The following is a 22,276-nucleotide window of genomic DNA, read 5'->3' as shown; positions in this document are numbered from 1 at the left end:
AAAAAAATATGTAGCGAATTTGTGAACACACTTATTGTGCTTTCAAAGCGCTGTCTCCATGCATATTTCCACAAGAAAAAAGCTGCCAAACAATTGTCAGCAGCTTTATACATGTTTAATAAGGTCCCCAGTTGATCATAACGCCGATACAAATAAAGACAAGACCAATGACAAACCAAATGAGCGCGAGCGGCACCATAAAACGCAGCCACTTCACATAAGGAATACCACTTGCAGCAAGCACAGCCATCAACACACCTGACGTCGGATTGATACAGTTGACCACCCCTTCGCCAAGCATAACCGCTTCAACAGCTACCTGTCTTGTGATGCCCATTAAATCAGCCAGTGGCGCAAGAATTGGAATAAAGACAACCGCTTCTCCTGATCCTGATGAAATCAAAAAGTGAAGAAGTGCACTCGCAATATACATCCCAATCGCACCAGCAATTGGACTAAATCCTGTCAGCATACTCGCCAAGCCATTGACCACTGTATCAAGCAGCTTACCGTTTTCTAAAATGACAGAAATGCAGCGTGCCATTCCGACAATGAGTGCGCCGTACACAAGGCTTTGACAGCCGACAATAAATGTTTTCGCAATATCATTGGCTGCTAATCCGCCAAGCAATCCAGCAGCAATGGCCATAAAAATGAACACACCTGCCATTTCCTTATCGGTCCAGCCAAGCTGAAGCGCGCCATATAAGAAGCCCCCAAGAGACAATCCGCACACCGCTAAAATCAGCTTATGTCTGCCGGTAAATGCAGGCTTGTCCACAGATTCTGCATCAGATCCGCCAAGCCCCTTCGCAGGAAACCATTGATCACCAAGAAGGCTTCCCTTTTCTTTATTCTTCAGGCGTCTTGTATATAAATAGATGTACACAATACTAGATATAAGAAAGCAAAGATAAATAATGACACGCAGGCCAATGCCAGAAAAGATCGGCAGCTCTGCAATCGTTTGAGATAAACCTAGTGGAGATGGAGACAAAATGGTTGCGTTAAATCCAGCATAACAGCCGATGTAAATGACCGCTGCTCCTGCCACAGCGTCCCATTTCAAGGACCTTGCCACAATAATCCCGATTGGAATAAATCCTATAACAGAATTCACGACAATGCCGGTCGTTCCAAGCACCGAAAATAATCCTCCAACAATACAAATAAACAATAATTGCTTCGTTTGAAACCTGCTGATGACATGGTGAATCATTCCGTTAATGGCACCTGTTTTCTCCAAAATGGCAATGGTTCCGCCAGTAAATAGAATGAGAAAAATAATAGAAGAGGACCCTACCATCCCTTCCTGAATGGCTGTAAAAAAGCCAACGGGACTTACGGGTGATTGATCAATGCGGTGATAGCTACCAGGAACAGCTGTTGTGATTTCCCCTGATGTCTTTCGGTCAAACTCACCCGCTGGTACAAAATACGTTGCAATGGTACAAATGAGCGCAATGATAAATAAGAGAACATACGCATCCGGCATTTGAAGTTTTCGTTTTTGTTTCTCTGGTGCTGATACTGCCGCTGTTTTCATGTGTCAAAACCCCTTTGTCCCGATCGGAATTTCACTTAATTTTCAGAATAATCAAATGATGTGTTATATTATAAACACTGATGATATTTAAGATCAATATTATTTCACTAAAAGAATGTTTTGGCAGATTTTCTGTCAGCAAGGAGGCTACTCATGACAACTTTGACAAACGAAATGCAACAGACCGTGACAGACATCTTTGAACACCTGCACGCCCACCCAGAAATAAGCTGGGAAGAAACGAATACGACGGCTTATCTTGAAGGCATATTAAAAAAAATGGGCTGCAAGACTCGAACATTTGACGACTGTACAGGAGTGATTGGTGAAATTGGAGAAGGCGCACCAGTGGTCGCTGTGAGAGCCGATATTGATGCACTTTGGCAGGAAGTAGATGGTGAGTTTCAACCCAATCATTCATGTGGTCACGATGCACACATGACAATGGCTCTCGGCGCCTTCATGGCATTAAAGGAAAAGGAGCTCCCGAACGGCACCATCCGCTTCATTTTTCAGCCTGCTGAGGAAAAAGGCGGCGGCGCGCTGAAAATGATTGAAAAAGGTATGTTAGCAGACGTTGATTACTTATACGGAGTGCATGTGCGCCCAATTCAAGAAACATTAAACGGACGCTGTGCACCTGCAATTTTGCATGGATCGAGTAATCATTACATCGGCACAATTATTGGAGAGGAAGCCCACGGTGCACGCCCGCATCTTGGGGTCAACGTCATTGAAGTGGCTTCTACCCTCGTGCAGAGACTCGCGCATATCCATGTCGACCCAAGAGTTGCACATTCTGTAAAAATGACCAACCTACATGCTGGCGGGGGCAGTTCAAACATCATCCCTGGCAAAGCTTCTTTTACATTAGATGTCAGGGCACAAACAAATGATGTGATGGATGAACTAGAAAAAGAAATTGAAAGAGCCGTACATGCTGTAGCGGATGCCTTTGGCGCTTCCATTACACTTTCAACCGATCACCGTCTGCCTGCCGCAACCTTAAATGAGGAAGCTGTCCAGATCATGTCTAATGCCATTGAACAGATTTTAGGCAAAGAGCAGCTCGATCCCCCGATCGTCACGACAGGCGGAGAGGATTTTCACTTTTATGCAGCAAAGGTTCCGCATATCAAATCCACGATGCTTGGTTTAGGCTGTGATCTAGAGCCCGGTCTACATCATCCATATATGACATTCGACCGCTCTGCTATCTTTACCGGCATTGAGATCTTGACGGAAGCTGTCTATCAAACCCTTCAGCAGCATTCATCATAAAATCAAAAAACCACCCGTTTTTTCTTTAAACGGGTGGTATGCTTTATATTATGCATTCAAATCTGTCATGGCTGGGACGTTGATTTCTTTTACACAGGATACCCTTGATAAATGAATCACACATCTCGCAAGCTCTACAATATCCTGTACAGGGATTCTCGTTTCACCATATAGAGTGATGGCTTTTTCGGCTCCATCTTCATATGGAACCTCTGCCGCCAGCTCTCCTGGATTGATACAGGTGACGGATATTTTATCTTTTCTCACATGTTCTCTCAGTGCATTCACAATTCCGCGCAGGCCAAATTTAGAAGCGACAAAAGAAACCTGCGGCAGGTTTGTATGATCTAGTCCCGTCGTTGAGCCAATCACGATGATTTTTCCATTCTCCGATTTCCTTACGTGCGGAAGCAGTGCTTGGATGTAAGTAATCGTAGAGGTGACATTCACATTGATTAAATGAGCGATATCCTCTGGCTGATCGTGATCGAATGAATAATCATCTTCAAAGCCTCGTTTTTCCCATAAACCAATGTTATAGATGAGAACATCAATGGTTTTATTCTCCAATGCTTCGAGCATAAAAGGGATGTGGGTTTGGCTTGATAAATCAATTTTCAGCCAAATTCTATGTACACCGTCATCTATGTTCAAACTGCTCGGTTCACTTCGCGACACAATCCAAACTGTATCTCCACTTGAAGGAAGACCTTTTACAAAAGCATCCCCTAAGCCTTGACTCGCACCGAATATGATATAGTTTTTACTCATAGCTCCTCCTTCTACGGCTCATGAGCTTTCAGTCAGACTGCAGCTCATCTGTAAGCGTTTTATGCCTATATCATATAGGTTCTAAGATCTAACTGCCTCTTTTATGCCTGTCTTCACTTTCGGCTACTTGATTTCCTTTAATTCCACTGGTAACGCACGCTCTTCTATAAAGGATTGAATCATATCAATAAACAGTTCTTTCTTTTCAAACGTAAATGTATGTCCAATATCAGGAACGACGACACCTGTTGCCTTCGGATGTGATGTCGTTATTTTCTTTGCTGACCGTTTCATGATACCTTTTTCCTTTTCTCCCACTGTGACAAGAATCCGTGCCTTCGCTTGTTGAAACGTGTCTGGGAGCTTGTAATGGAGATTTTCTTGAAACATCGTCAGAAGGGTTTTCTTCTGCAAACTCTTCGAATCCGCCGCATAGTCATTCAGTACATCGTTTGGAAGCCCCATCTTTTCAGCTTGGAGCTGGATAAACCAATCTTTCTTTAATAATGGATACGTAAGAGGTAAAAGAGGTCTCACCATCAAGTAAAGCCATGGCAGCGGCATCACAAGAGCGCTGTTGATGACGGCTATGTCTACGATATCAGGCTCATTCGATAACACTTCAACGGCAACCTGGGCACCTAGAGAGAATCCAATGAGTATCACTTTACGGCCGTGCGCATGCTGCTTGAACCACGAGATGACTTCAAGAGCGCTTTCTCGCATGGAAAATGACTGTTCATTTGCTCTTGTCCCGTGACCAATCAGATCAGGCGTATAGCATTCATACGCTTCCTTGAATGTTTCCATCTGCTCCTGCCACATCCAGCTGCTGACTCCTCCGCCATGCAGGAAAATCATGATTGGCTTATCCATCATCGACAACTCGTCCACCATCCTTATATAAGAAAAAAGCAGCCGCTTTTTGAGCAGACTGCTTTTTCATATGCTCCCTTCTATTATAAGGGAACCTCATCACTATAGGCTATTTTTTCAAATCCTCAATCGAGTTGACGTTCTTCATATATGTCGGAACAACTAGCCCCATGCGAAGACCTTTCATACTTGTGCCTAGATCATCATATTTCCCTTTAAACTTCGCTGCATACGTTTTATGCGTATTTGGCAGCCAAGCAGATAACGATGCATCTGCACTTCCAGTTGCAATTGCTGTCCACATCGGACCTGCTTCCACCTGAGTCAAGGTCACTTCAAATCCGAGCTCACGCAGTACTTCTGCAGCGACATTGGTACTTGCAATCTCACTATCCCACGCAACGTAGGCAAGATTGACTTTGTCACCATTCGACTTTTTCACGCCTTTTGTCCATTTCGCTACTTGGTCTTTATGTTTTTTCACATATTTAACGGCGGCATCCTTTGGATTGATACCATCTTGGATATCCATCATGACTTCGCCCATGTCATCTTGAGACCATTTAAATTGACTAAGCATTTTGGCTGCTTCCGGCTGATCTTTTGCAAAACCTTTACGTGAAATCGTATGAATCTCTTCCGCTTCACCGTAAGATTTCTTTGGATCCTCTAAATATTTTAAATCATAGCGAGTAAACATCCAGTGTGGATTCCAGCCAGTGATAATAATTGGCTTTTTACGGTCGTAAGATTTCTTGAGCGTTGCGGTCATAGCTGCACTTGATGCAGACACAACCGTCCAATCCTCTAAGCCGTAATCCTTTTTCGCTTGATCCGTTAGCGCCATAATCCCTGAACCCGGATCAATGCCGATAATGGTTTTATTCACCTGCTGTGCTGCACTCGCATTTGAATCTGACTTCACGCCACAAGCGGCTAGTAAAAAGACAAGCAGGGCGGTCATCCCAATGTAGAGAGACTTTTTCCACATTAAGCATTCCCCCTGGTTTTTTTCGTTTTAATGTTTTGTGTAATACGGTCGAGTGTAATCGCCACAATCACAATGGCAATACCTGCTTCAAAACCAATTCCTGTTTTCAGCTGCGTTACCGCACTATATACTTCCGAACCAAGTCCTGGAGCACCTACCATTGCCGCAATGACGACCATTGATAGAGCAAGCATGATACTTTGGTTAATACCAGCTAGGATGGTTTTTGTTGCAAGTGGAAGCTGAACTTTGAATAAACGCTGGAATGTCGTTGAACCAAATGCTTCTGTTGCTTCAATTAAATCAGCTGGTACTTGTTTAATACCGAGAATCGTCATACGAATCGTTGGCGGCATGGAGAAAATAACTGATGCCACAACCCCAGGCACAACGCCAATGTTAAAGAAGAAGATTGCTGGTAAAAGATAAACGAATGCAGGCATTGTCTGCATTAAATCTAAAATAGGTGTTACAATCTTACGCACAGTTTCCTTCTGTGATGCCCAAATACCGATCGGAACCCCGATCACGATGGAAATGACCACAGCTGTCAAAACGAGCGCAAGTGTTTGTAGCATTGGATGCCAGTAGCCTAAATAGTCGATCAGCAAAAATCCAATAAGTGTGAAAAGAGCAACTCCTCTTGTACTGATCCACCAGGCAATGCCGGCAAAAATAAGGGTTAAAATAATAGATGGAATCACACCAAGTGCTGCCACAATTCCATTTACTGTGCCTGCTAATCCATTTGTGATGCCATCAAAGAAACCACCAAACGTTAATGTTAACCAGTCAACAAATCGATCAATGTAATCCGCGAACTGAATTCTAGGTAAATCACTCATACTAAACATCTTATTCTACCTCCTGTGCAGAAGGCTCTTGTGTTTTAATTTCCTCAAGTTTGTTAGAAGACATGTTGATATACTCATCATTACCTGATAACGCACCAATTAATGCACCTCTGACCACAATACCCTTCATTCTGTTTTTCTCATCGACAACGGCAATCGGAATGTTTGCTGCATCAGATACTGCGTCAAAGATTTCTGTCAAATACGTAGATTCCAATACTGTCGTGAATTCTTTATCGAGAACTGTTTCAAGCGACGCTCCCATTTCTGCCGCCTTTTTCGCTGCTTGTGCAGAAATAACACCTAATAAATGCTTTTTCTTATCTACTGCATAGATAGACGAAATCCCAAGGTTTTTCATGAGCGTGAGCGCAACACGTGCCCCTTTGTCGATCTGAATTGTTTCTGCACGTTTCATAATATGACCAGCGGTTAATACTTTAGAAAGGTCGACATCTTCAACGAAACGTTCAACATATTCATTCGATGGGTTCATCAGGATTTCTTCTGGTGTTCCGATTTGAACGATATTTCCGTCCTTCATGAGCACAATGCGGTCGCCAATCCGAAGCGCCTCATCTAAATCATGGGTAATGAAAATGATCGTTTTTCCTACAGATGTATGAAGCTCAAGCAATTCATCCTGCATATCTTTACGAATTAATGGATCGAGTGCGCTGAAAGCTTCATCCATTAATAAAATGTCAGGGTCATTTGCTAATGCACGTGCCAATCCAACACGCTGCTGCATCCCGCCACTTAATTGGTTTGGGTACTGTTCTTCAAAGCCTTCAAGTCCAACAAGCTTTAAGGATTCAAGCGCTTTTGAGCGGCGTTCTTCTTTGTCTACACCTTGTAATTCAAGACCGTACTCTGTGTTCTCAAGAATCGTACGGTGGGGGAACAATGCGAAGTTTTGGAAGACCATGCTGATCTTTTTCCGTCTGACTTCACGCAATTGATCCTTTGACATATTTGTTATCATATCCCCATCAATAAATATTTCTCCGGAGGTTGGTTCGATTAACCTATTTAGCAGCCGCACAAGTGTGGACTTTCCGCTCCCTGATAGCCCCATGATGACAAATATCTCGCCGTCATACACATCAAAATTTGCTCGATTGACACCAACTGTTGCGCCGGTCTCTTTTAGGATCTCTCTTTTTGTTTTCCCTTTTCCAAGCATTTGAGATGCTTTTTTAGCATTTTTACCGAAAATTTTAGATACATTATTTATCTTGATTTTGATAGTTCTCTCTTCAGAATTCATATTTTCCCTCCAAATTAGCATCTTTATAACCGTAACATAAGCGTTATGATGCGAACAATCTTTAGAATTCGCTTATTTCCGCACAATATGTATGAATTCCATATAGAGGTCTGGTGATTAGAGTTTATACGCCGTATTACTCGTAAATCCTATAGAATGCTTCATAAACTACATATTTTACGGGGTATTTCCTCTCATCAGACAATATTTTACTGGAAATTCCTAATTGTGCTAAAAAATAACTCGAATCCTCACCATAGCGGACTTTTTCAAACATGGGCGAACCATTCCCCTGAACAGGATTTACCCGAAAATGGTCACATAAAAACCTTTTTTCTTCAAATTTCAATAAAATTCATGAGTAACTGCCTGCAACTTTAGTTACAGACAGCTTATTTTTTAGGACTCTAGGGCAGCCCGCTTAATATTATCTTGCAATTCAAGCATACGTTTTGTTCCATCTTCGCGTAATCGTTTGTTTTCTTCTTCGATCTGTTTCGTCTCTTTCATCCCTTGTACAATCGTATTAAAGGAAGATTCGATCGTTTCAATGTCGATACTTGGACGTCCAGACAATTTGGCAATCTCCACACTTTGACTTGAGATGTTTTCAGCATTTCGTTTCAGCATTTCATTTGTTCTTCTATCCAGCTCACTCATTGAATCAGCCACAAGCTTTTGTCTTTTCGCTGTAACAGCTTGAATGATCCCATTTTTAAAAATTGGAATGGTGATGATGAACGCTGAGTTGATTTTACCGATTAATTTCGTATTCCCACGCTGCAGCAAACGAATTTGCGGTGCCGTTTGAAGAGCCACCATCCGTGCCATATCAAGGTCATATACACGCTCTTCCAATGCTTGAATGCCGTTACGAAGTGTATCAAGCTCCATTTGTGCCAGCTGGTTTCCACTAGCCGCTTTTTCTTCATAAGAAGGAACCAATTGCTTTAATTCTTCGATTTTCATTTGACCTGCAACAACATACTTTTCAAGCTCCATATAGTATTGAATGTTATGCTCATACATTTCTTCAAGCGTCACAGTCGATTTGGTCATTTCGTCTTTATATTTACTGATTTCTACATTAATTTTTTCAATCTCTGCACCTAGCGTTTGATATTTACTGAAAATCTTTTCAATCATGCTGCCGCCGCGTTTAAAGATTTTTGATAACAAACCACCCTTTGGCTCGTCAAAATCATTTTTATCAAAACGATCCATAATTTTTCCAAGCTGCGTCAGCATCGTTCCTGAGTCAGTGACACTTGTTGAACGCATCATCGAAAGAATACGATCAGAGAACTTAGAGATTTCAACGGCCGGCTGCTTTCCGTATTCAAGCAGCTCCAGCTGATTTTTCGCATCGATCTGTCTCGCAATATTTTGCACTTCTGGTTCATTTCGAAGCTGAACGCGGATATCGTCTGCCTTCTCAATGGAGATTTCCTCTTTATCAATTGAAATGATGTCATTTCCGTTTGTATTTGTCATAAGTTTTGATCTCCTTATCGATTTTTAATGGATTGAAATAACTTTCTGACGATGGATGGCTCTTTAAACTCCTGATTCATGACCATCTCATCAAGCCAATGGGTATCAAATAATTGGTCATCTATATACCGCTCGATACACTGGTATCCCGCCGGATGATACACGAAGAGATCCACCCCCATTTCGTTTAGGAAAATGAGGGCAGCCGCATCAGAACGAGTCAGCTCACCATTATATTCCGTATGGTATAAAATCACTTTCGGTACGGTTTGTGCATAATCAAAGGTTTGAATGAGTTCAATGAGCTCCTGGCCGATATGCAGTATCTGTTTGAATAAATAAATACGGACATCTAATTCGGTCTCATTGCCTTCTTTTAATAGCTTTGGATTCTGACAGATTCGAGATATCGCCTCTGCTATCGCACGCTGCGCGCCCTCATATAGATGAGAAAACTGCCATACATTGCTTTTCATTAATAATTCAGGATCAATCTCTCCAGCAGAAGAAAGGGCATGCTGATAATGAAATTGATAATTCGAAGACACTTCTTTCGTAAAAGGAAAATGGCGAATGGTCTTCGTCTCTTTCCCTTCCATTAACGTATGGATACGATCCCAGTATTCACGCTTGTCTCGTGTGATCCCCATCATTTTCGCAAAGAGATTCGGAATCTGTATCGTGTCCCGGTCTGCTTGAAAATTAGGGCGAATAAAGGAACGTTCCTTTGCAATTAAAAACAGCTCATCATACGTTGTCTTCAGCGTAATGGAATGAGGGGTATGATCTCTGAATTGCCACGGCTTATACAGCATTGAATCTTCCGTGTGGAGCACCTCTTCAAGCTCTCTTGTCGAGCGGTACGCCACCGTTGATTTCCTCTCAGGCTTTTCAGTAGGGAACGGTTCAAGCTTTGAATTTCCCGGATACTGATCAATAAAAGTCAGCTTTTCTTCTGGATCTAATTCGCGGAACGAATCCTCGCCCTCTGGATGAAATAGCACAACATCACAGCCAATCAGCATGACATAGTAAAGAAAATAAAGCTGACTTTTATTCGCCTCTCCATACCAAATGACAGCCGGCATTTTTTCTTCTATATTGACTTCCTTCAGCCATGGACCTAGATGATTATTTGAAAACTTCACTACATCCAGCAGAACCCGGCGGAAATCGGGATGCTGAAATCCACCCTCATGCATCTGTTTGAAATGCTCAAACACCTTGATCAATGAAAGGCGGATATGCCGGTTCATCACAGGGTTTGGATGGCGTACAATCAGCTGTTCACCATCTAAAAAAGCCACAAAGCGATTCACGGACAATCCCTTTTCTTCTTGGTTAATCAAATGAATGCGTTGAAGCGCTTGAAAATGCTCCGGCTCAATATGACGATTGAGCGTTTCACTTAAAATATGAACGCCATCTGTTTCATATAATTCATGTAAATAAATAAAATAATCGGTTGCATCATGCGGAGTTCCAAGGACCCGGGCGGCGAGACGCGGCAAGGACAATGTATGCTCGTCCTTTACATAACCGTCTCTTTCAGGGAGCGGCTTTTTCAGCACGTTTTTCCAGGCTTCCTGCTCCGCCCGTGTATGGTTGACATCGATTTCTTTATAACTCACGCCGCTCCTTCCTTTCTCCTATATTTTCTCGAAAGCTACTACTATCATATCATTCACCCTTCTACTTCTGCTATCGAATCGAAGGCTTTTTTACGGTCGTCATCTGCTTCATGACACAAGCGGTGATTTCATCTGCTGCTGCCATGCCAGATGCTGCTGTCGGCTCAAGTAATGGGTCAAAGTCAAGCACTTCCCCATGCCTCGGGGCAAAGCCCATATCCGCCTGACGAATAAGACCTGCATCTAAAAGGGAATCGCCTGCACCATATACATATTCAAGCTCCAGCCGTTCCTTTAAAAAAGCAACAGCATCCCACTTATTGAGCGGCTCCGGAATAAAATAAAGCTTCCGTCCTTGAAGAGAAACCTGCCAGCCTCTCTCCTCGCCCCACAGCTTCAATTCAGCAAGTGGAATGTGAGACAAATACTCATCTTTCATAATCAAATAAAGAAATTTCCCCTCTGCTGTCCGGGTACGCTTCACCCATGCCGCAACTGGAAGGTCGGAGATGGCTCTTAGCATCTCTCTGACTGACATACACGCTTTGAGCCTCTCATCAACGATGGCCTGCCAATCCTCAAGCGGCTTGCCGTGATGAAGGATACAGCCCCCATTTGTCGTGACGGCATACTCCGGTTGGAGCTTTTGCTGAAAGAAGGTGATCCGTTCATACTGAGCAGTCGTTCTTGTCGTCACTGGAATGAACCAGCCCAATTGATGGATTGTCTGCAAGGATGTTTTCGTTTCAACCGACATATAGGAAAGCGGTCGTTCGTCCAGCACCTCAACTAAATCATAATCTCCTTCATACTCATACTGGTCCAGCACTCGATGTGAGTAAATCAGTGTCCGGTCTAAATCACTGGCAAACGCACATGTCTTCATGACGTCTGTTCCATCGGACGAATAAGTCCACAGCACGTATAGGACATATTGGCATATTCAATGACAGGAACGCCTCTGTCCTCTGCCAGAAGCAAAATATGCTTCAGCTTCTCCTGAGACCCCGGCTGAATCAGGATTTTCCAAGGGATTCTTCTAAGCAGCACACGGGTCGTCTCACCAACACCTGGCTTAATCAAATGGGTATTTTCAATGTGAAACTCCTGACCGATCGCTTCAATGGACGCCATCCCCCGCCAGTCCGCAGGCATTCCCTGTGTGAGGATGGTCTCTGCTTTCTCTCGTACATTTGGTTCGAGGCTAGAAAATGCTTCTTCAATTGTATCCACATACAGATTGGACACATCCTCATCAAGCAGCTCTTCATAATACTTCGCCCCATGGAAATCATCGGCACTGATCCAGCGGTTGTTTAGTACCGTTCGACTGACAAGTCCAGATACCGTCGAATTCAAGCAGGCACTTGGAATGAGAAAGTCCTCTCTCGTTCCGTAGACATTTGTACAATAGCCTGGATCAGCTAGTACAGCCAGTTCACTAGAAAGACGAATATCATACTTTCTTTCAAAATCAATCACAGCTTTTTGGAGCTCTCTCGAAATCGCACCTTTTCCGGTCCATCCATCAATAAAGGCAATCTCAAAGCCCGGATGTTCTTTGAGCATATAATGCAGCGCATTCTCATCTATTCCTCGGTCACGAATAATAGAGATGCTGTAATGAGGCAGTTCAAGACCATATGTCTTTCGAATATATCGTTTGATGAGCACCCCGATCGGCGTTCCCGCCCTAGCCAAACTGCAAAGAACCGTTTGGAAGCCTCGCTTTTTCACAATCTGTTCTGCTACCACAGCTACTGCTTCTGCTACCTTTTCCTTACTTTCTTTCAGAGATTGATAGAATAAATCCATATAAGATTCCGTTGGTTTATACTCAATCGGCAGCATTTCTGAATAATGCGCACCGCTCTGAATCGAACGCTCCCGCTCTTCTGTACTTTTCTCCATCTCAATGGATGATAAATCTTTGAGTAAGAAGGTTACATCCTGCTCTGGATAGCTTCCCATCTTTGTATACACATTAGCCATTCACCTTCACCTCGTCTGATAAAGTCACAATATGCACATGCTTCACATGCCGCTCGGCAAATAAGTGAACAAGCGGACGCAATGCCTCCTGAGAGACCTTTTTCTCAAAAAAGAGAAATACATCATCGTATTGATCTTTTGGTATGTTGTACACGTAGTGCTGAATTCGGGCATCCTCTGGACTCACAAAGGTAAACCCATTTTGAACAGCGTATCCATCCTTTTCAACAGGGTGAATTGGGCTTCTCGTCGTTGAATGAAAGAGAACGCCTTCTCCCATATGTGCAGCCAGTCTCATCGGCACATACATCAGCTCACCTGTTCCTAAACAAAGTGTCTGCTTTCCTTTGCGTTCCTTCTTCAGTTTCAGCCCAGCCTCTGCAGCTGCTTGGTCGATGGCTGCCGTATCTGCTGCGTTTAAACCAAAACGGCCCGTTTCATGTATATATGGCGAATGACCTGCCGAATTTGCTGCATGAGAAAGTGCATACGGCTCGTGCTTAAAGAAAGATTGAAGAGAGTGAACAGAGAGACTTGGCAGATCCTTTTGCTCAGCAATCTCATACGAATAAGCTGGCTTATCCAGCGTTTTGCCCCGAAAGACCATTTGCCCTTTTAATAAAGACAATGATGTGATGTGAATACCAAGCTCCTCTTCAAGCTCACACATGGCTTTCTCGTGCTCCTCAGTCCGCCAGTCCAAAATAGAAAGAATCGTGTAAGAATGCCGCGGATGCTTTGCATGAAGGTCCCGAATGATATTGATATTCGTACGGCCTGTCGTGACTTCATCATCTACTAGCACGATGGGACGGTCTGTGCGAAGTAATGCTTCGTCTGCATAACAAAGCTGATCCGTTGCATGCGAATGCTCTTCTTCAAATACCAATGAAGGATCAAGATCCAGCAGCTGTTCACGTGTCGTATGGATGTAAGATGCTCCTTCTATTACGTCATACACACCATGACCCAGTGCTGTTGCTGTTTCTGCAAAGCCGATCACGATCGGCTGTTTTCCTGATGAAAGGTTCTCTTTTTTGAGTGCTTCGTAGGCTTTAGTTAATGCCGTGTGGTCATCCGTCTTGAGTGCTTCTACTAAAAGGTCTTGATGCGGAGATGTCTTGCCTGTTTGCTCTTGGGCATATGCCATGGCTAAAAGACCCGAGACAAGAAGCGGTTTTACTGGATGAACAGGAATGTGCTTACCGAGCACCTTACTAACGAATAAAAAGGCTCTTTTTTTGTTCACTCTTGCTGCCATGTCAAAAAGATGCTCTTTTTCCAGCTGAAGCGCACCTTCTTTGAGATCAAGCTCAACTTCCATATGTTCCAAGATGCTCAGCGTATGCGGCTTCTGCTTCTTTGAGTATGTCGATATAGCTTCTATTTTCATGAAACACCCCGTAAATATCTGACTTAATTAAAATGTGCTCTGCCCACCGGTAATGCGGCTTCGTTTCATTCATTTTATTAGAGAAGGTACTCTTCATTACGCCAACTGTGCCGTCTGCATGTTCAAGAATGCTTAATGCATCCATATACTCTTCCTTCGTCACAACATACATGCTTTGCACCGGCTTAAGATGTGTTGGATGAATGACCGTCTTTCCATGAATGCCGTTAGCGACATCGAGTTTTGTCTCCTTGAGTAAACCTTGTACGTCATCAAATTCAGATAAAGACGGTTCACCGCTCCTATGAGAAAGCGCACGGATGAATGGCTTTTGTTCCTTTCGAGCAGGGCCAAAATGCTCCCACACAGCCCCAGAAATTACAAAGGAACGCCCAAAATAATTGATGATATCTGTGATTAAATCTGCAATCAATTTGATCTCATAGATGGTCGTGTCACGATCACGGCGAATACCGTACAAACCGCAAAGATCCGTTGCCCCAATGCGAATATTCAAAATATATTCTTCATCATTCAGCAAGATCTGCTTTAACTCAGACAACACCGTATATCTTATTTCTTTTTCTAATAAATCGGGTGTTTCCAAAATGGGCATCCCATAAAGTGTTGTCCGCGTTTGGGACGATGCCTGTTTCAGACTGTCCAAAAAATCCTTCGCATTATGAACTGAACACTTCGGGAACACAAAACCGGTAAGTAATTGAAGAGAGGAACCGAGCAAGTCTGCCATTTTAAGCAGCTGTTTCGGCGAACGAATTCGAATAAATAAAAGAGGCAATTGTTCAGCCGTTTCAGGAGCATGCGTTACTTTCTCTTTGAGACTGGCCAATTGTGTCACTAGATTCTGTTCGGCCATGTCCACTTCTTGATCACCGATGGCATCCTCCAAGCAAAATACAACAGAGCAAAGCGCTTCATATTTCTGCGACAGCAGCATATCTGCTATATCTTGTCTTGTAGCAGGCATATACAAAGTAGCACCTAATGCATGCGCAAGTACATGCCTCGGTGTCAGTGAATGCATCGCCCCTGGCCGCTTGAAAAAAAGATCGTGCTGCCTCGCCTCTGATAAAAATCGAAAATACCGCATGCTGTGCCACCTCCTGTTGTTTAGAGAAAATAAATGACCTGATGATTCAAAAAAGGATGGAGCCGCTGGTCAACTCCATTCCTTTTTGATCGTCCTATTCTTCTTTTGAAGCCGCAGCTTCGTTTGTCACATCTTGATGTTTCTTCTTATTGATTTTATGAACAATAAACGTCCCGATAAATGCTAGGATAATAATTGCAAAGAATGCGACATGCGGAATTTCAATATGAGCAGCACTTAAGCCCATTTTGATGGCAATAATTCCAATGAGAATAAACGCTGTATTCTCAAGCTCTGGAATACGGTCAATGAGGACAAGGAATAACTGTGCCACTGTACGCATCATGAGAATTCCAAGCATTCCGCCTAATAGCAGAATCCATACTTCCTCAGATACAGCGAATGCCGCAAGAATACTGTCCACCGAGAAGGCAAGGTCCATAATTTCCACAGAAATAACGGTTGCCCAGAACACGCCAAATACACGAACCATCCAGCCTTCTTTTTTCAATTCCTTCGCTTCGTCATCGCCGTCACCTAACCAGAAGTGCTTAATGACAAGCCATGCTAAATATGCAGCTCCGAGGACCTTAATCCACCAGAACTTAATAAGCAGCATCCCTACGCCAATGAATAGAAAACGGAAGAAATAAGCGCCAATTAATCCGTAGGTTAATGCCTTTTTACGCTGCTTTTCTGGTAAATGTTTCACCATGACAGCTAATACAAGCGCGTTATCTGCTGATAACAATCCTTCAAGCACAACAAGGGTCCCAATGAGCCCCCAAGAGACAGGGTTTGTTAATACCTCTGCCCACATATGCCAATCAAAAAACGAGGCATACGTGTCCAACATATGTTTCAAAATATCCAACTGGTTTTCCTCCTATAAGTGTAGAAGCATCAGCAGGCTTTCGCCTGCTGTTATTCTTGACCGCTGTTTCTTTCTCACTTTGGAAAAGGCCCTCATATGAGTCATTGGCAGCGCCACTTGAATCGATTTGTTTCTATCGTTTACACTTCTAACCCATAATTTTGACAAAGAGCTGCAAGTCCGCCAGAGAATCCGCTTCCGATGGCGTTAAACTTCCAATCGCTTCCGTGGCGGTACAACTCACATACCACAACAGCTGTTTCAATTGAGAAGTCTTCCCCTAAATCAAAGCGAATCAATTCTTCCCCGCCCTCTTCATTTACAACACGAACAAACGCATTAGAGACTTGTCCAAAATTCTGGCTGCGCGTCTCTGCATCATGAATCGTAACTGTAATTCCGATACGATCAATGTTAGCAGGAATTTTTGAGAAATCAACGAGAATTTGCTCATCATCTCCATCTCCTTCGCCCGTCCGGTTATCACCTGTATGAGTGACACTGCCGCTTGGGTGCTGAAGGTTATTATAGAAGACAAAATCTGTGTCTTGCTGACAACGATTGTTTGCATCGACTAAGAAAGCCGAAGCGTCCAAATCAAATTCGGCTCCACCAGAATATTTATTCGTATCCCAGCCAAGACCGATCATCACTTTCGTCAGCCCTGGGTTGGTTTTTGTTAAATCGACACGTTGTCCTTTTGAAAGCTGAATCGCCATATTCGTACCTCTCCTGTCTTTGAAAATATGAAACTAGCCGTTACCCGATATCTAAACCGAAGTCCGTTGCAATGCGGGCAAGTCCGCCTTGATAGCCCGATCCGACAGCTGAGAATTTCCATTCCCCGCCATGACGGTATAATTCACCTACAATAATCGCTGTCTCGATGGAGAAGTCCTCTGCCAAATCGTAGCGAATGAGTTCTTCATTTGATGCCGCATTTAAAATACGCACATATGCGTTCGTTACTTGTCCGAAATTTTGACTGCGCGCTTCCGCATCATGAATCGTAATGACAAATGAAATCTTCTCAATACTCGCTGGTACAGCTGATAAGTCGATATTGACTTGCTCGTCATCTCCGTCTCCTTCACCAGTGCGGTTATCGCCTGTATGTACGACACTGCCGCCACCGCCAGTTGTTTGATTGTAAAAGACAAAATCCGATGGAGAGCTTGCCTTACCTGCTGCATCTAAAAGAAATACACTTGCGTCTAGATCAAAGTCATGTCCGCCGTCATACTTATTGACGTCCCAGCCAAGACCGACGACCACTTTTGTTAAACCTGGATTCGTTTTTGTTAAATCAATTTTTTGACCTTTCGCTAAAGAAATTCCCACTAGGAATCTCTCCCTTCTGATTAAATATAGTTTCTCGTAATATCGGCAAGCTTCGCATCATTTGTACCGTTTCCAACAGCCGCAAACTTCCAATCATTCTCATGACGATAAAGCTCTCCAACGATTAACGATGTTTTCCCTGCATACTCATCTTTTAAATTATATTTCACTAATTCTTGATTGTTTGAACGATCCACGATGCGAATGTACGCATTTTGAATCATACCAAAATGTTGATTTCTTCTTAGTGCATCATAGATGTTCACAACAAACACCAATTTATTCACATTGCCTGGCACCTTGCTCAAGTTGACGAGGACTTGTTCATCATCTCCGTCTCCTTCACCAGTTAGGTTGTCACCTGTATGCTCGACACTGCCGCATTTGCTTTTCAAGTTGCCAAAATAAATCAAATCTTTATTTTCCGTAAACTTATCATTTTTCAGCATGAGCACTGAAGCATCACAATCAACATCAGCGCCGCCTCCGCCGCCAAACAGCTTTCCTAAAAATCCGCCGCCTTGTGATACAGGGTCCCAGCCAAGTCCAACAAGAATATTCGTTAGCCCTGCTTTGCCTTTTGTTAAATCAATACGTTGACCTTTTTCTAATGTAATCGCCAAATCAATCACTCCTCCAGCATAATAAAAATCTATTTATTAAGCGATGGACCCTATTAAAATTATCATACATGAAAATTCGACAAAATTCATGATATGACATTGGAGCCTCTTACTCTTTTTTCTATTTACTAGTATATACGATCTATGTTCAAGATAGGTTTCAAACAGATGATATTTTTTTAACGAAAGATCCATGTTGAAAATGGTTCATGTCGTAAATGAAGTGTTTCATGTGAAACATTGTCGAATGTTCCCGGTAAGCAGCTCTAGCTGAATGAACGAAGTGTAGGCGGCATTTCACTTAGTTTTATATGTTGATATAGAAAATATAAAAGCTTGCGATCGAGAGATAAACCCTTTCGTTTCCTTCTATTCATGGATTTCTTTATACTTGAGATGAAGAACATTGACCGTGTCGATGAAAGGATGTTGATGATGCCATCACTTCACATATTAGATCAAGTCGCTATTCCTAAAGGTCAGACAGCCCAAGAGACATTGATTCACACAACGCAGCTGGCTCAGCTTGCGGAAACTCTTGGTTATGAGCGTTATTGGTTTGCTGAACACCACAGCACAAGAGGGCTCGCTAGTACAGCACCTGAAATATTAATGGCTCATATTGCCGCTCATACATCGACCTTACGTACCGGGTCTGGCGGCATTTTACTCCCGCAGTACAGCCCCTTTAAAGTAGCAGAGGTCACGCGGCAGCTTGAGGCTCTTTATCCTGGACGAATTGAAATCGGTGTCGGCAAATCTCCGGGCGGGATTGAAAGGACGAGACTGGCTTTGACGGACGGCGTGCATAAAGACCTGTCTCAGTTTGACCGCCAGCTGAAGGATCTTCTATATTACTTATCAGACAGCCTGCCTTCTGGGCACCCGCATGCAGGAGTCAAAGCTTCTCCGCTTGTCGATGCTCATCCGCCGGTTTGGCTGCTTGGTCTAGGAGAAAATAGTGCCATGCAGGCGGCGGAGCTTGGGATCAACTATATTTTTGGTCACTTTATCCACCCTGCACGCGGCAAACAAGCATTTGAGACGTATCGGTCTCACTTTTCTCCATCTGTCTTTTCCACGCAGCCGCACGCTATGTTTGCCGTTTTTGTCATCTGTGGTGAAACAGATGAAGAGGCCGACCGGATCGCCAGCAGTACAGATTTATGGCTGCTGCGTGTTGAAAAAGGACTGGACAGCCGCGTACCTTCTATAGAAGAAGCCAGTGCCTATCACTACACCACGCAGGAAAAGAAAAAAGTGTTACAAAACCGCCAGCGGATGATTGTCGGCTCAAAAGCAACGGTGAAAGAGCAATTACTTAGCTTGATGGATCGCTATCAAACGGATGACATCATGATTCTAAACAATTCTTTTGATCCGATAGAAAAACAGCGCTCCTTCAAACGAATCGCAGAATTATTTTGAAGCCAATCCCCTTGGCTTCTTTTTTTACATTGTCATAAAAAATGGGAAATGTAACATCAAGATGTCAAAATCCTTCCGTCTGTCATCTGATCGCAAATGTGTCTTCTAATCGTTAGCGAACTGTAAACGCATAAGGGGTGTACCTTTTATATAGTAGAGGTACACATTAAAGAATCGTTTACGACGCTTGAAGGAAGGAGATGACAGACCATGAAAAAGAGACTCGATTGGGTCGATGCGGCTAAAGGAATTGGCATTTTGCTCGTGGTCATGGCGCATGTGCCCATTCCAGATTCGTTAAAGCAATTCATTTACTCTTTTCATATGCCGCTTTTCTTTTTACTATCAGGCATGATGTTTCGATCATCCTCACACCCTGCTCTGTCATTTATTCAGAAGAAAGCCAAGAGCTTACTCTTACCCTATCTCTATTTCTCCATCATTACGTATGTTTTCTGGTTCTCCGTTACTCGTTTTTTTGCCTTTAAGGGACAAACGGATATTGACCCTTTCGTTCCGTTTACAGGTATTTTTATATCCAATGCAGATGAAGCTAGACTCACGCATAACCCAGCCATCTGGTTTTTAACGACGCTCTTTTTAGTGGAAATTATATTTTTCTTTATGCACCGTCTGACAAAAGGGAAACCTGCTGTCCTGATCTTACTGACCGTTTTTTGCGGAGGTGCTGGATATGCCTCTACATTGCTTTTAGACCAAAGTCTTCCTTGGAATGCCAATGTCGCCTTGACGGCTGTTGTGTTTTATTCAATTGGATTTTTGGCAAAGCAATGGTTTGTGGAATTAAAAACAGATCCAACCCTTCTTCTATGTACAGGTCTGCTTGTACTGACGGCTTACATGCAAAGCTTGAATTCACGGGTCGATATGCGCGTTAACGACTATGGCGATCTCTTTCTTTTCTATGCATGTGCACTGCTCGGTTCAGCTGCCGTGATTTATTTAAGCTTTAAATTCAAAACGTCCCCTATTTTGACGTATCTCGGACGAAATTCTATTGTTATTCTTGTCTTGCAGTTTGCCGGCATCGATATTATGAAAGCATTTGTTTATTATGGACTTGGCATCAATATTGCGGATACAGCGCAGCTCTCTTGGACACTCTTTTATACGATCGGGACTTTGCTGCTTATGGTGCCGTGTATCTCCTTCCTGAGCAAGTATCCGATGCTGCTCGGCAAACCAGCCAAAACAGCACACCGCTACGAACAAAAAACATCCGCCGGCTGATCGGGCGGATGCTTTTTGTATTAATCATTGATTTGAGAAGGATAAAGCGTCATTCCTCCATCCACAAATAAGGTGGTGCCTGTGATATACGAAGCTTCCTTAGATACGAGGAATGCAGCGGCGGACCCAATCTCCTTCGGTTCGCCAAAGGCTCTCATCGGAATCTTTTCAAGCTGCTTTTGTTTTTTCTGTTCATCCTGCAAATCATCATTCGATTCGGTTCCCATTGTACCTGGTGCAATCGCATTGATCCGAATCCCTGCTTCCGCATAATCAAGAGCCAGCGTCTTCGTCATCATATTCATTCCACCTTTGGAAGTGGAATAGTGAACATTGAACGGGCGCGGTATTTCCTGATGGACACTGGATATATTTAAAATGGACCCTTTGATGTCATGCTCCATCATATAGGCGATCGCAGCCTTTGCTCCTAAAAAGGCGCCTGTGATATTGACATCAATGACTTTTTGCCATTGTTCAAGCGTCATCTCATGCGGCATCGCTTCTTCGCCATTAAAGCCTGAATTATTAACGAACACATCTACTGTACCGAAATGCTCCAGTGCTGTATCCATGATGGCTTGAATTCCTTCCTCTTCGGAGACATCTGCGTGTACTTTCACCGCTTGACCTCCGCGCTGCTGAATGGCTTGTACCGTTTCTTCAGCACCCTCTTCATCGCCTTTATAGTTCACAACCACATTCATTTGCTCTTGTCCAAATCGTAATGCGATGGCTTGTCCGATTCCTTTTGAAGAACCTGTGACAATGGCTGTTTTTCCTTTTAAATCTTGATACATCTTCATTTCCCCCAATCACGTGCTTCATCTTGTTGATACACAATGGTTACCCATTTTGAAAAAAAGAAAAACACAACCCTCTGCAATCGTTGACTAAGAGGATTGTGCTGTTCATCAAGCTAAAAGGTGTTATAGACATTTTCACATGTTTCACCGGTTGGCTGATAAAAGCAATGCGACTTATACCTTGCCACAAACGGCTGATTGTACCAAGTCGGTGGACAATTTCCAGGCGGTTTAAAATACCAAAGGCTGAATTTTGCCGGCCAAAATCGTTCTCCGTTAATATTCCTCCGCGCTAGTGCTTTTTCCGTTTCTCTTGCTCGCTGATAAAAGTAACCATGCGTGACCGCTTCAAATGCATGCTCCTGATAAATCATTTGTGGAATCGTACGCAGCCCTTTAAAGTCAGAGCAGTTGGCACGCAACCGGTTGATGCCCACATTTCCTACGAGCAGCATCCCTTGCTTCCCTTCACCTTCTGCCTCCGCTCTCAGCAGTCTGGCCATTAGATCAATATCAGAGCTTGTCGCTCTTACCACTGCCATACATCCACCTCCATTTCGTTTCTCTTTTATTTTATGTGGTCTTTCTGTGTAGATGACTGCCATTTTGACGGGAAAAGACACATTCAGTGTCGAGAGCCTGTCTAAACACCTCAACATTTTGCTGGACATGTGTCTCTCTGCCAACAACACACAAACCAAGTGATCATACACATAACAGGAAAAAATATTCATTACTATAGA

General features: G+C 43.3%; 21 protein-coding genes. 3 read left to right on the top strand and 18 right to left on the bottom strand.

Annotation, left to right across the window (positions count from 1 at the left end; genetic code table 11):
* Positions 1-115: 115 nt before the first annotated feature.
* A complete protein-coding gene (locus tag C6Y02_RS14355; protein WP_060595483.1) occupies positions 116-1,546 on the bottom strand; it encodes a YfcC family protein in 1,431 nt (476 codons plus the stop codon).
* Positions 1,547-1,699: 153 nt separating this feature from the next.
* Between C6Y02_RS14355 and C6Y02_RS14350 the strand changes: the two genes are divergently transcribed.
* Positions 1,700-2,827: a M20 peptidase aminoacylase family protein gene (locus tag C6Y02_RS14350; protein ID WP_066031361.1), complete on the top strand. Its 1,128-nt coding sequence runs from the start codon at positions 1,700-1,702 to the stop codon at positions 2,825-2,827.
* 48 nt (positions 2,828-2,875) lie between these two features.
* Here C6Y02_RS14350 and C6Y02_RS14345 read toward each other — a convergent pair whose 3' ends face one another.
* From C6Y02_RS14345 to C6Y02_RS14275, 15 genes are all read right to left on the bottom strand, one after another.
* On the bottom strand, positions 2,876-3,598 hold the full coding sequence (locus tag C6Y02_RS14345; RefSeq protein ID WP_106031557.1) for an SDR family oxidoreductase: 723 nt from the start codon (positions 3,596-3,598) through the stop codon (positions 2,876-2,878).
* Between the two features lie 123 nt (positions 3,599-3,721).
* The gene (locus C6Y02_RS14340) at positions 3,722-4,477 is read right to left on the bottom strand and encodes an alpha/beta fold hydrolase (RefSeq protein WP_223256585.1); all 756 of its coding nucleotides are present in this window, start codon (positions 4,475-4,477) and stop codon (positions 3,722-3,724) included.
* Between the two features lie 106 nt (positions 4,478-4,583).
* A complete protein-coding gene (locus C6Y02_RS14335; RefSeq protein WP_034664219.1) occupies positions 4,584-5,465 on the bottom strand; it encodes a glycine betaine ABC transporter substrate-binding protein in 882 nt (293 codons plus the stop codon).
* Positions 5,465-6,310 (bottom strand): glycine/proline betaine ABC transporter permease subunit OpuAB, encoded by an 846-nt coding sequence (opuAB, locus tag C6Y02_RS14330; RefSeq protein ID WP_034664471.1) that lies wholly within the window; start codon positions 6,308-6,310, stop codon positions 5,465-5,467. Before opuAB ends, C6Y02_RS14335 begins: the two co-directional genes overlap by 1 nt.
* Before the next feature lie 10 nt (positions 6,311-6,320).
* Positions 6,321-7,589 carry a glycine/proline betaine ABC transporter ATP-binding protein OpuAA gene (gene opuAA / locus C6Y02_RS14325; RefSeq protein WP_034664221.1) on the bottom strand — a complete coding sequence of 423 codons (1,269 nt, stop codon included), beginning with the start codon at positions 7,587-7,589 and terminating at the stop codon, positions 6,321-6,323.
* Between the two features lie 399 nt (positions 7,590-7,988).
* Positions 7,989-9,083, bottom strand: coding sequence for a toxic anion resistance protein (locus C6Y02_RS14320; protein ID WP_003217200.1), 1,095 nt, complete (start codon positions 9,081-9,083; stop codon positions 7,989-7,991).
* Positions 9,084-9,097: 14 nt separating this feature from the next.
* A complete protein-coding gene (locus tag C6Y02_RS14315) occupies positions 9,098-10,714 on the bottom strand; it encodes a YceG family protein (RefSeq protein WP_106031556.1) in 1,617 nt (538 codons plus the stop codon).
* 70 nt (positions 10,715-10,784) lie between these two features.
* Positions 10,785-11,600, bottom strand: coding sequence for an HAD family hydrolase (locus tag C6Y02_RS14310; RefSeq protein WP_106031555.1), 816 nt, complete (start codon positions 11,598-11,600; stop codon positions 10,785-10,787).
* Positions 11,597-12,706: a cysteine protease StiP family protein gene (locus C6Y02_RS14305; RefSeq protein ID WP_106031554.1), complete on the bottom strand. Its 1,110-nt coding sequence runs from the start codon at positions 12,704-12,706 to the stop codon at positions 11,597-11,599. The genes C6Y02_RS14310 and C6Y02_RS14305 overlap by 4 nt, the downstream gene beginning before the upstream one ends.
* A complete protein-coding gene (locus tag C6Y02_RS14300; RefSeq protein WP_106031553.1) occupies positions 12,699-14,030 on the bottom strand; it encodes a phosphoribosyltransferase family protein in 1,332 nt (443 codons plus the stop codon). Before C6Y02_RS14300 ends, C6Y02_RS14305 begins: the two co-directional genes overlap by 8 nt.
* Positions 14,020-15,210, bottom strand: coding sequence for an HpcH/HpaI aldolase/citrate lyase family protein (locus C6Y02_RS14295; RefSeq protein ID WP_106031552.1), 1,191 nt, complete (start codon positions 15,208-15,210; stop codon positions 14,020-14,022). The genes C6Y02_RS14300 and C6Y02_RS14295 overlap by 11 nt, the downstream gene beginning before the upstream one ends.
* Before the next feature lie 94 nt (positions 15,211-15,304).
* Positions 15,305-16,084 (bottom strand): TerC family protein, encoded by a 780-nt coding sequence (locus C6Y02_RS14290; RefSeq protein ID WP_034664243.1) that lies wholly within the window; start codon positions 16,082-16,084, stop codon positions 15,305-15,307.
* A 140-nt stretch (positions 16,085-16,224) separates the two neighbouring features.
* Entirely contained in the window at positions 16,225-16,803 is a 579-nt protein-coding gene (locus tag C6Y02_RS14285) for a TerD family protein (protein ID WP_034664245.1), read from the bottom strand.
* A 40-nt stretch (positions 16,804-16,843) separates the two neighbouring features.
* The gene (locus tag C6Y02_RS14280) at positions 16,844-17,425 is read right to left on the bottom strand and encodes a TerD family protein (RefSeq protein WP_034664247.1); all 582 of its coding nucleotides are present in this window, start codon (positions 17,423-17,425) and stop codon (positions 16,844-16,846) included.
* Between the two features lie 20 nt (positions 17,426-17,445).
* Entirely contained in the window at positions 17,446-18,048 is a 603-nt protein-coding gene (locus C6Y02_RS14275) for a TerD family protein (protein WP_034664249.1), read from the bottom strand.
* Positions 18,049-18,483: 435 nt separating this feature from the next.
* Between C6Y02_RS14275 and C6Y02_RS14270 the strand changes: the two genes are divergently transcribed.
* Together C6Y02_RS14270 and C6Y02_RS14265 are read left to right on the top strand one after the other, a co-directional pair.
* Positions 18,484-19,476 carry an LLM class flavin-dependent oxidoreductase gene (locus tag C6Y02_RS14270; protein WP_034664251.1) on the top strand — a complete coding sequence of 331 codons (993 nt, stop codon included), beginning with the start codon at positions 18,484-18,486 and terminating at the stop codon, positions 19,474-19,476.
* A gap of 210 nt (positions 19,477-19,686) precedes the next feature.
* On the top strand, positions 19,687-20,727 hold the full coding sequence (locus C6Y02_RS14265; RefSeq protein ID WP_106031551.1) for an acyltransferase family protein: 1,041 nt from the start codon (positions 19,687-19,689) through the stop codon (positions 20,725-20,727).
* A 20-nt stretch (positions 20,728-20,747) separates the two neighbouring features.
* Here C6Y02_RS14265 and C6Y02_RS14260 read toward each other — a convergent pair whose 3' ends face one another.
* Positions 20,748-21,527 carry a glucose 1-dehydrogenase gene (locus C6Y02_RS14260; protein WP_106031550.1) on the bottom strand — a complete coding sequence of 260 codons (780 nt, stop codon included), beginning with the start codon at positions 21,525-21,527 and terminating at the stop codon, positions 20,748-20,750.
* Between the two features lie 119 nt (positions 21,528-21,646).
* Positions 21,647-22,075, bottom strand: a complete 429-nt coding sequence (locus tag C6Y02_RS14255) for a cell wall hydrolase (RefSeq protein WP_034664257.1) — start codon at positions 22,073-22,075, stop codon at positions 21,647-21,649.
* Between the last annotated feature and the right edge of the window lie 201 nt (positions 22,076-22,276).

The sequence above is a fragment of the Bacillus sp. NMCC4 genome (assembly GCF_002998555.1).
Classification (GTDB): Bacteria; Bacillota; Bacilli; order Bacillales; family Bacillaceae; genus Bacillus.
The sequence above is the reverse complement of the archived record's forward strand: the minus strand, read 5'-3'. Positions and strand labels throughout refer to the sequence as shown.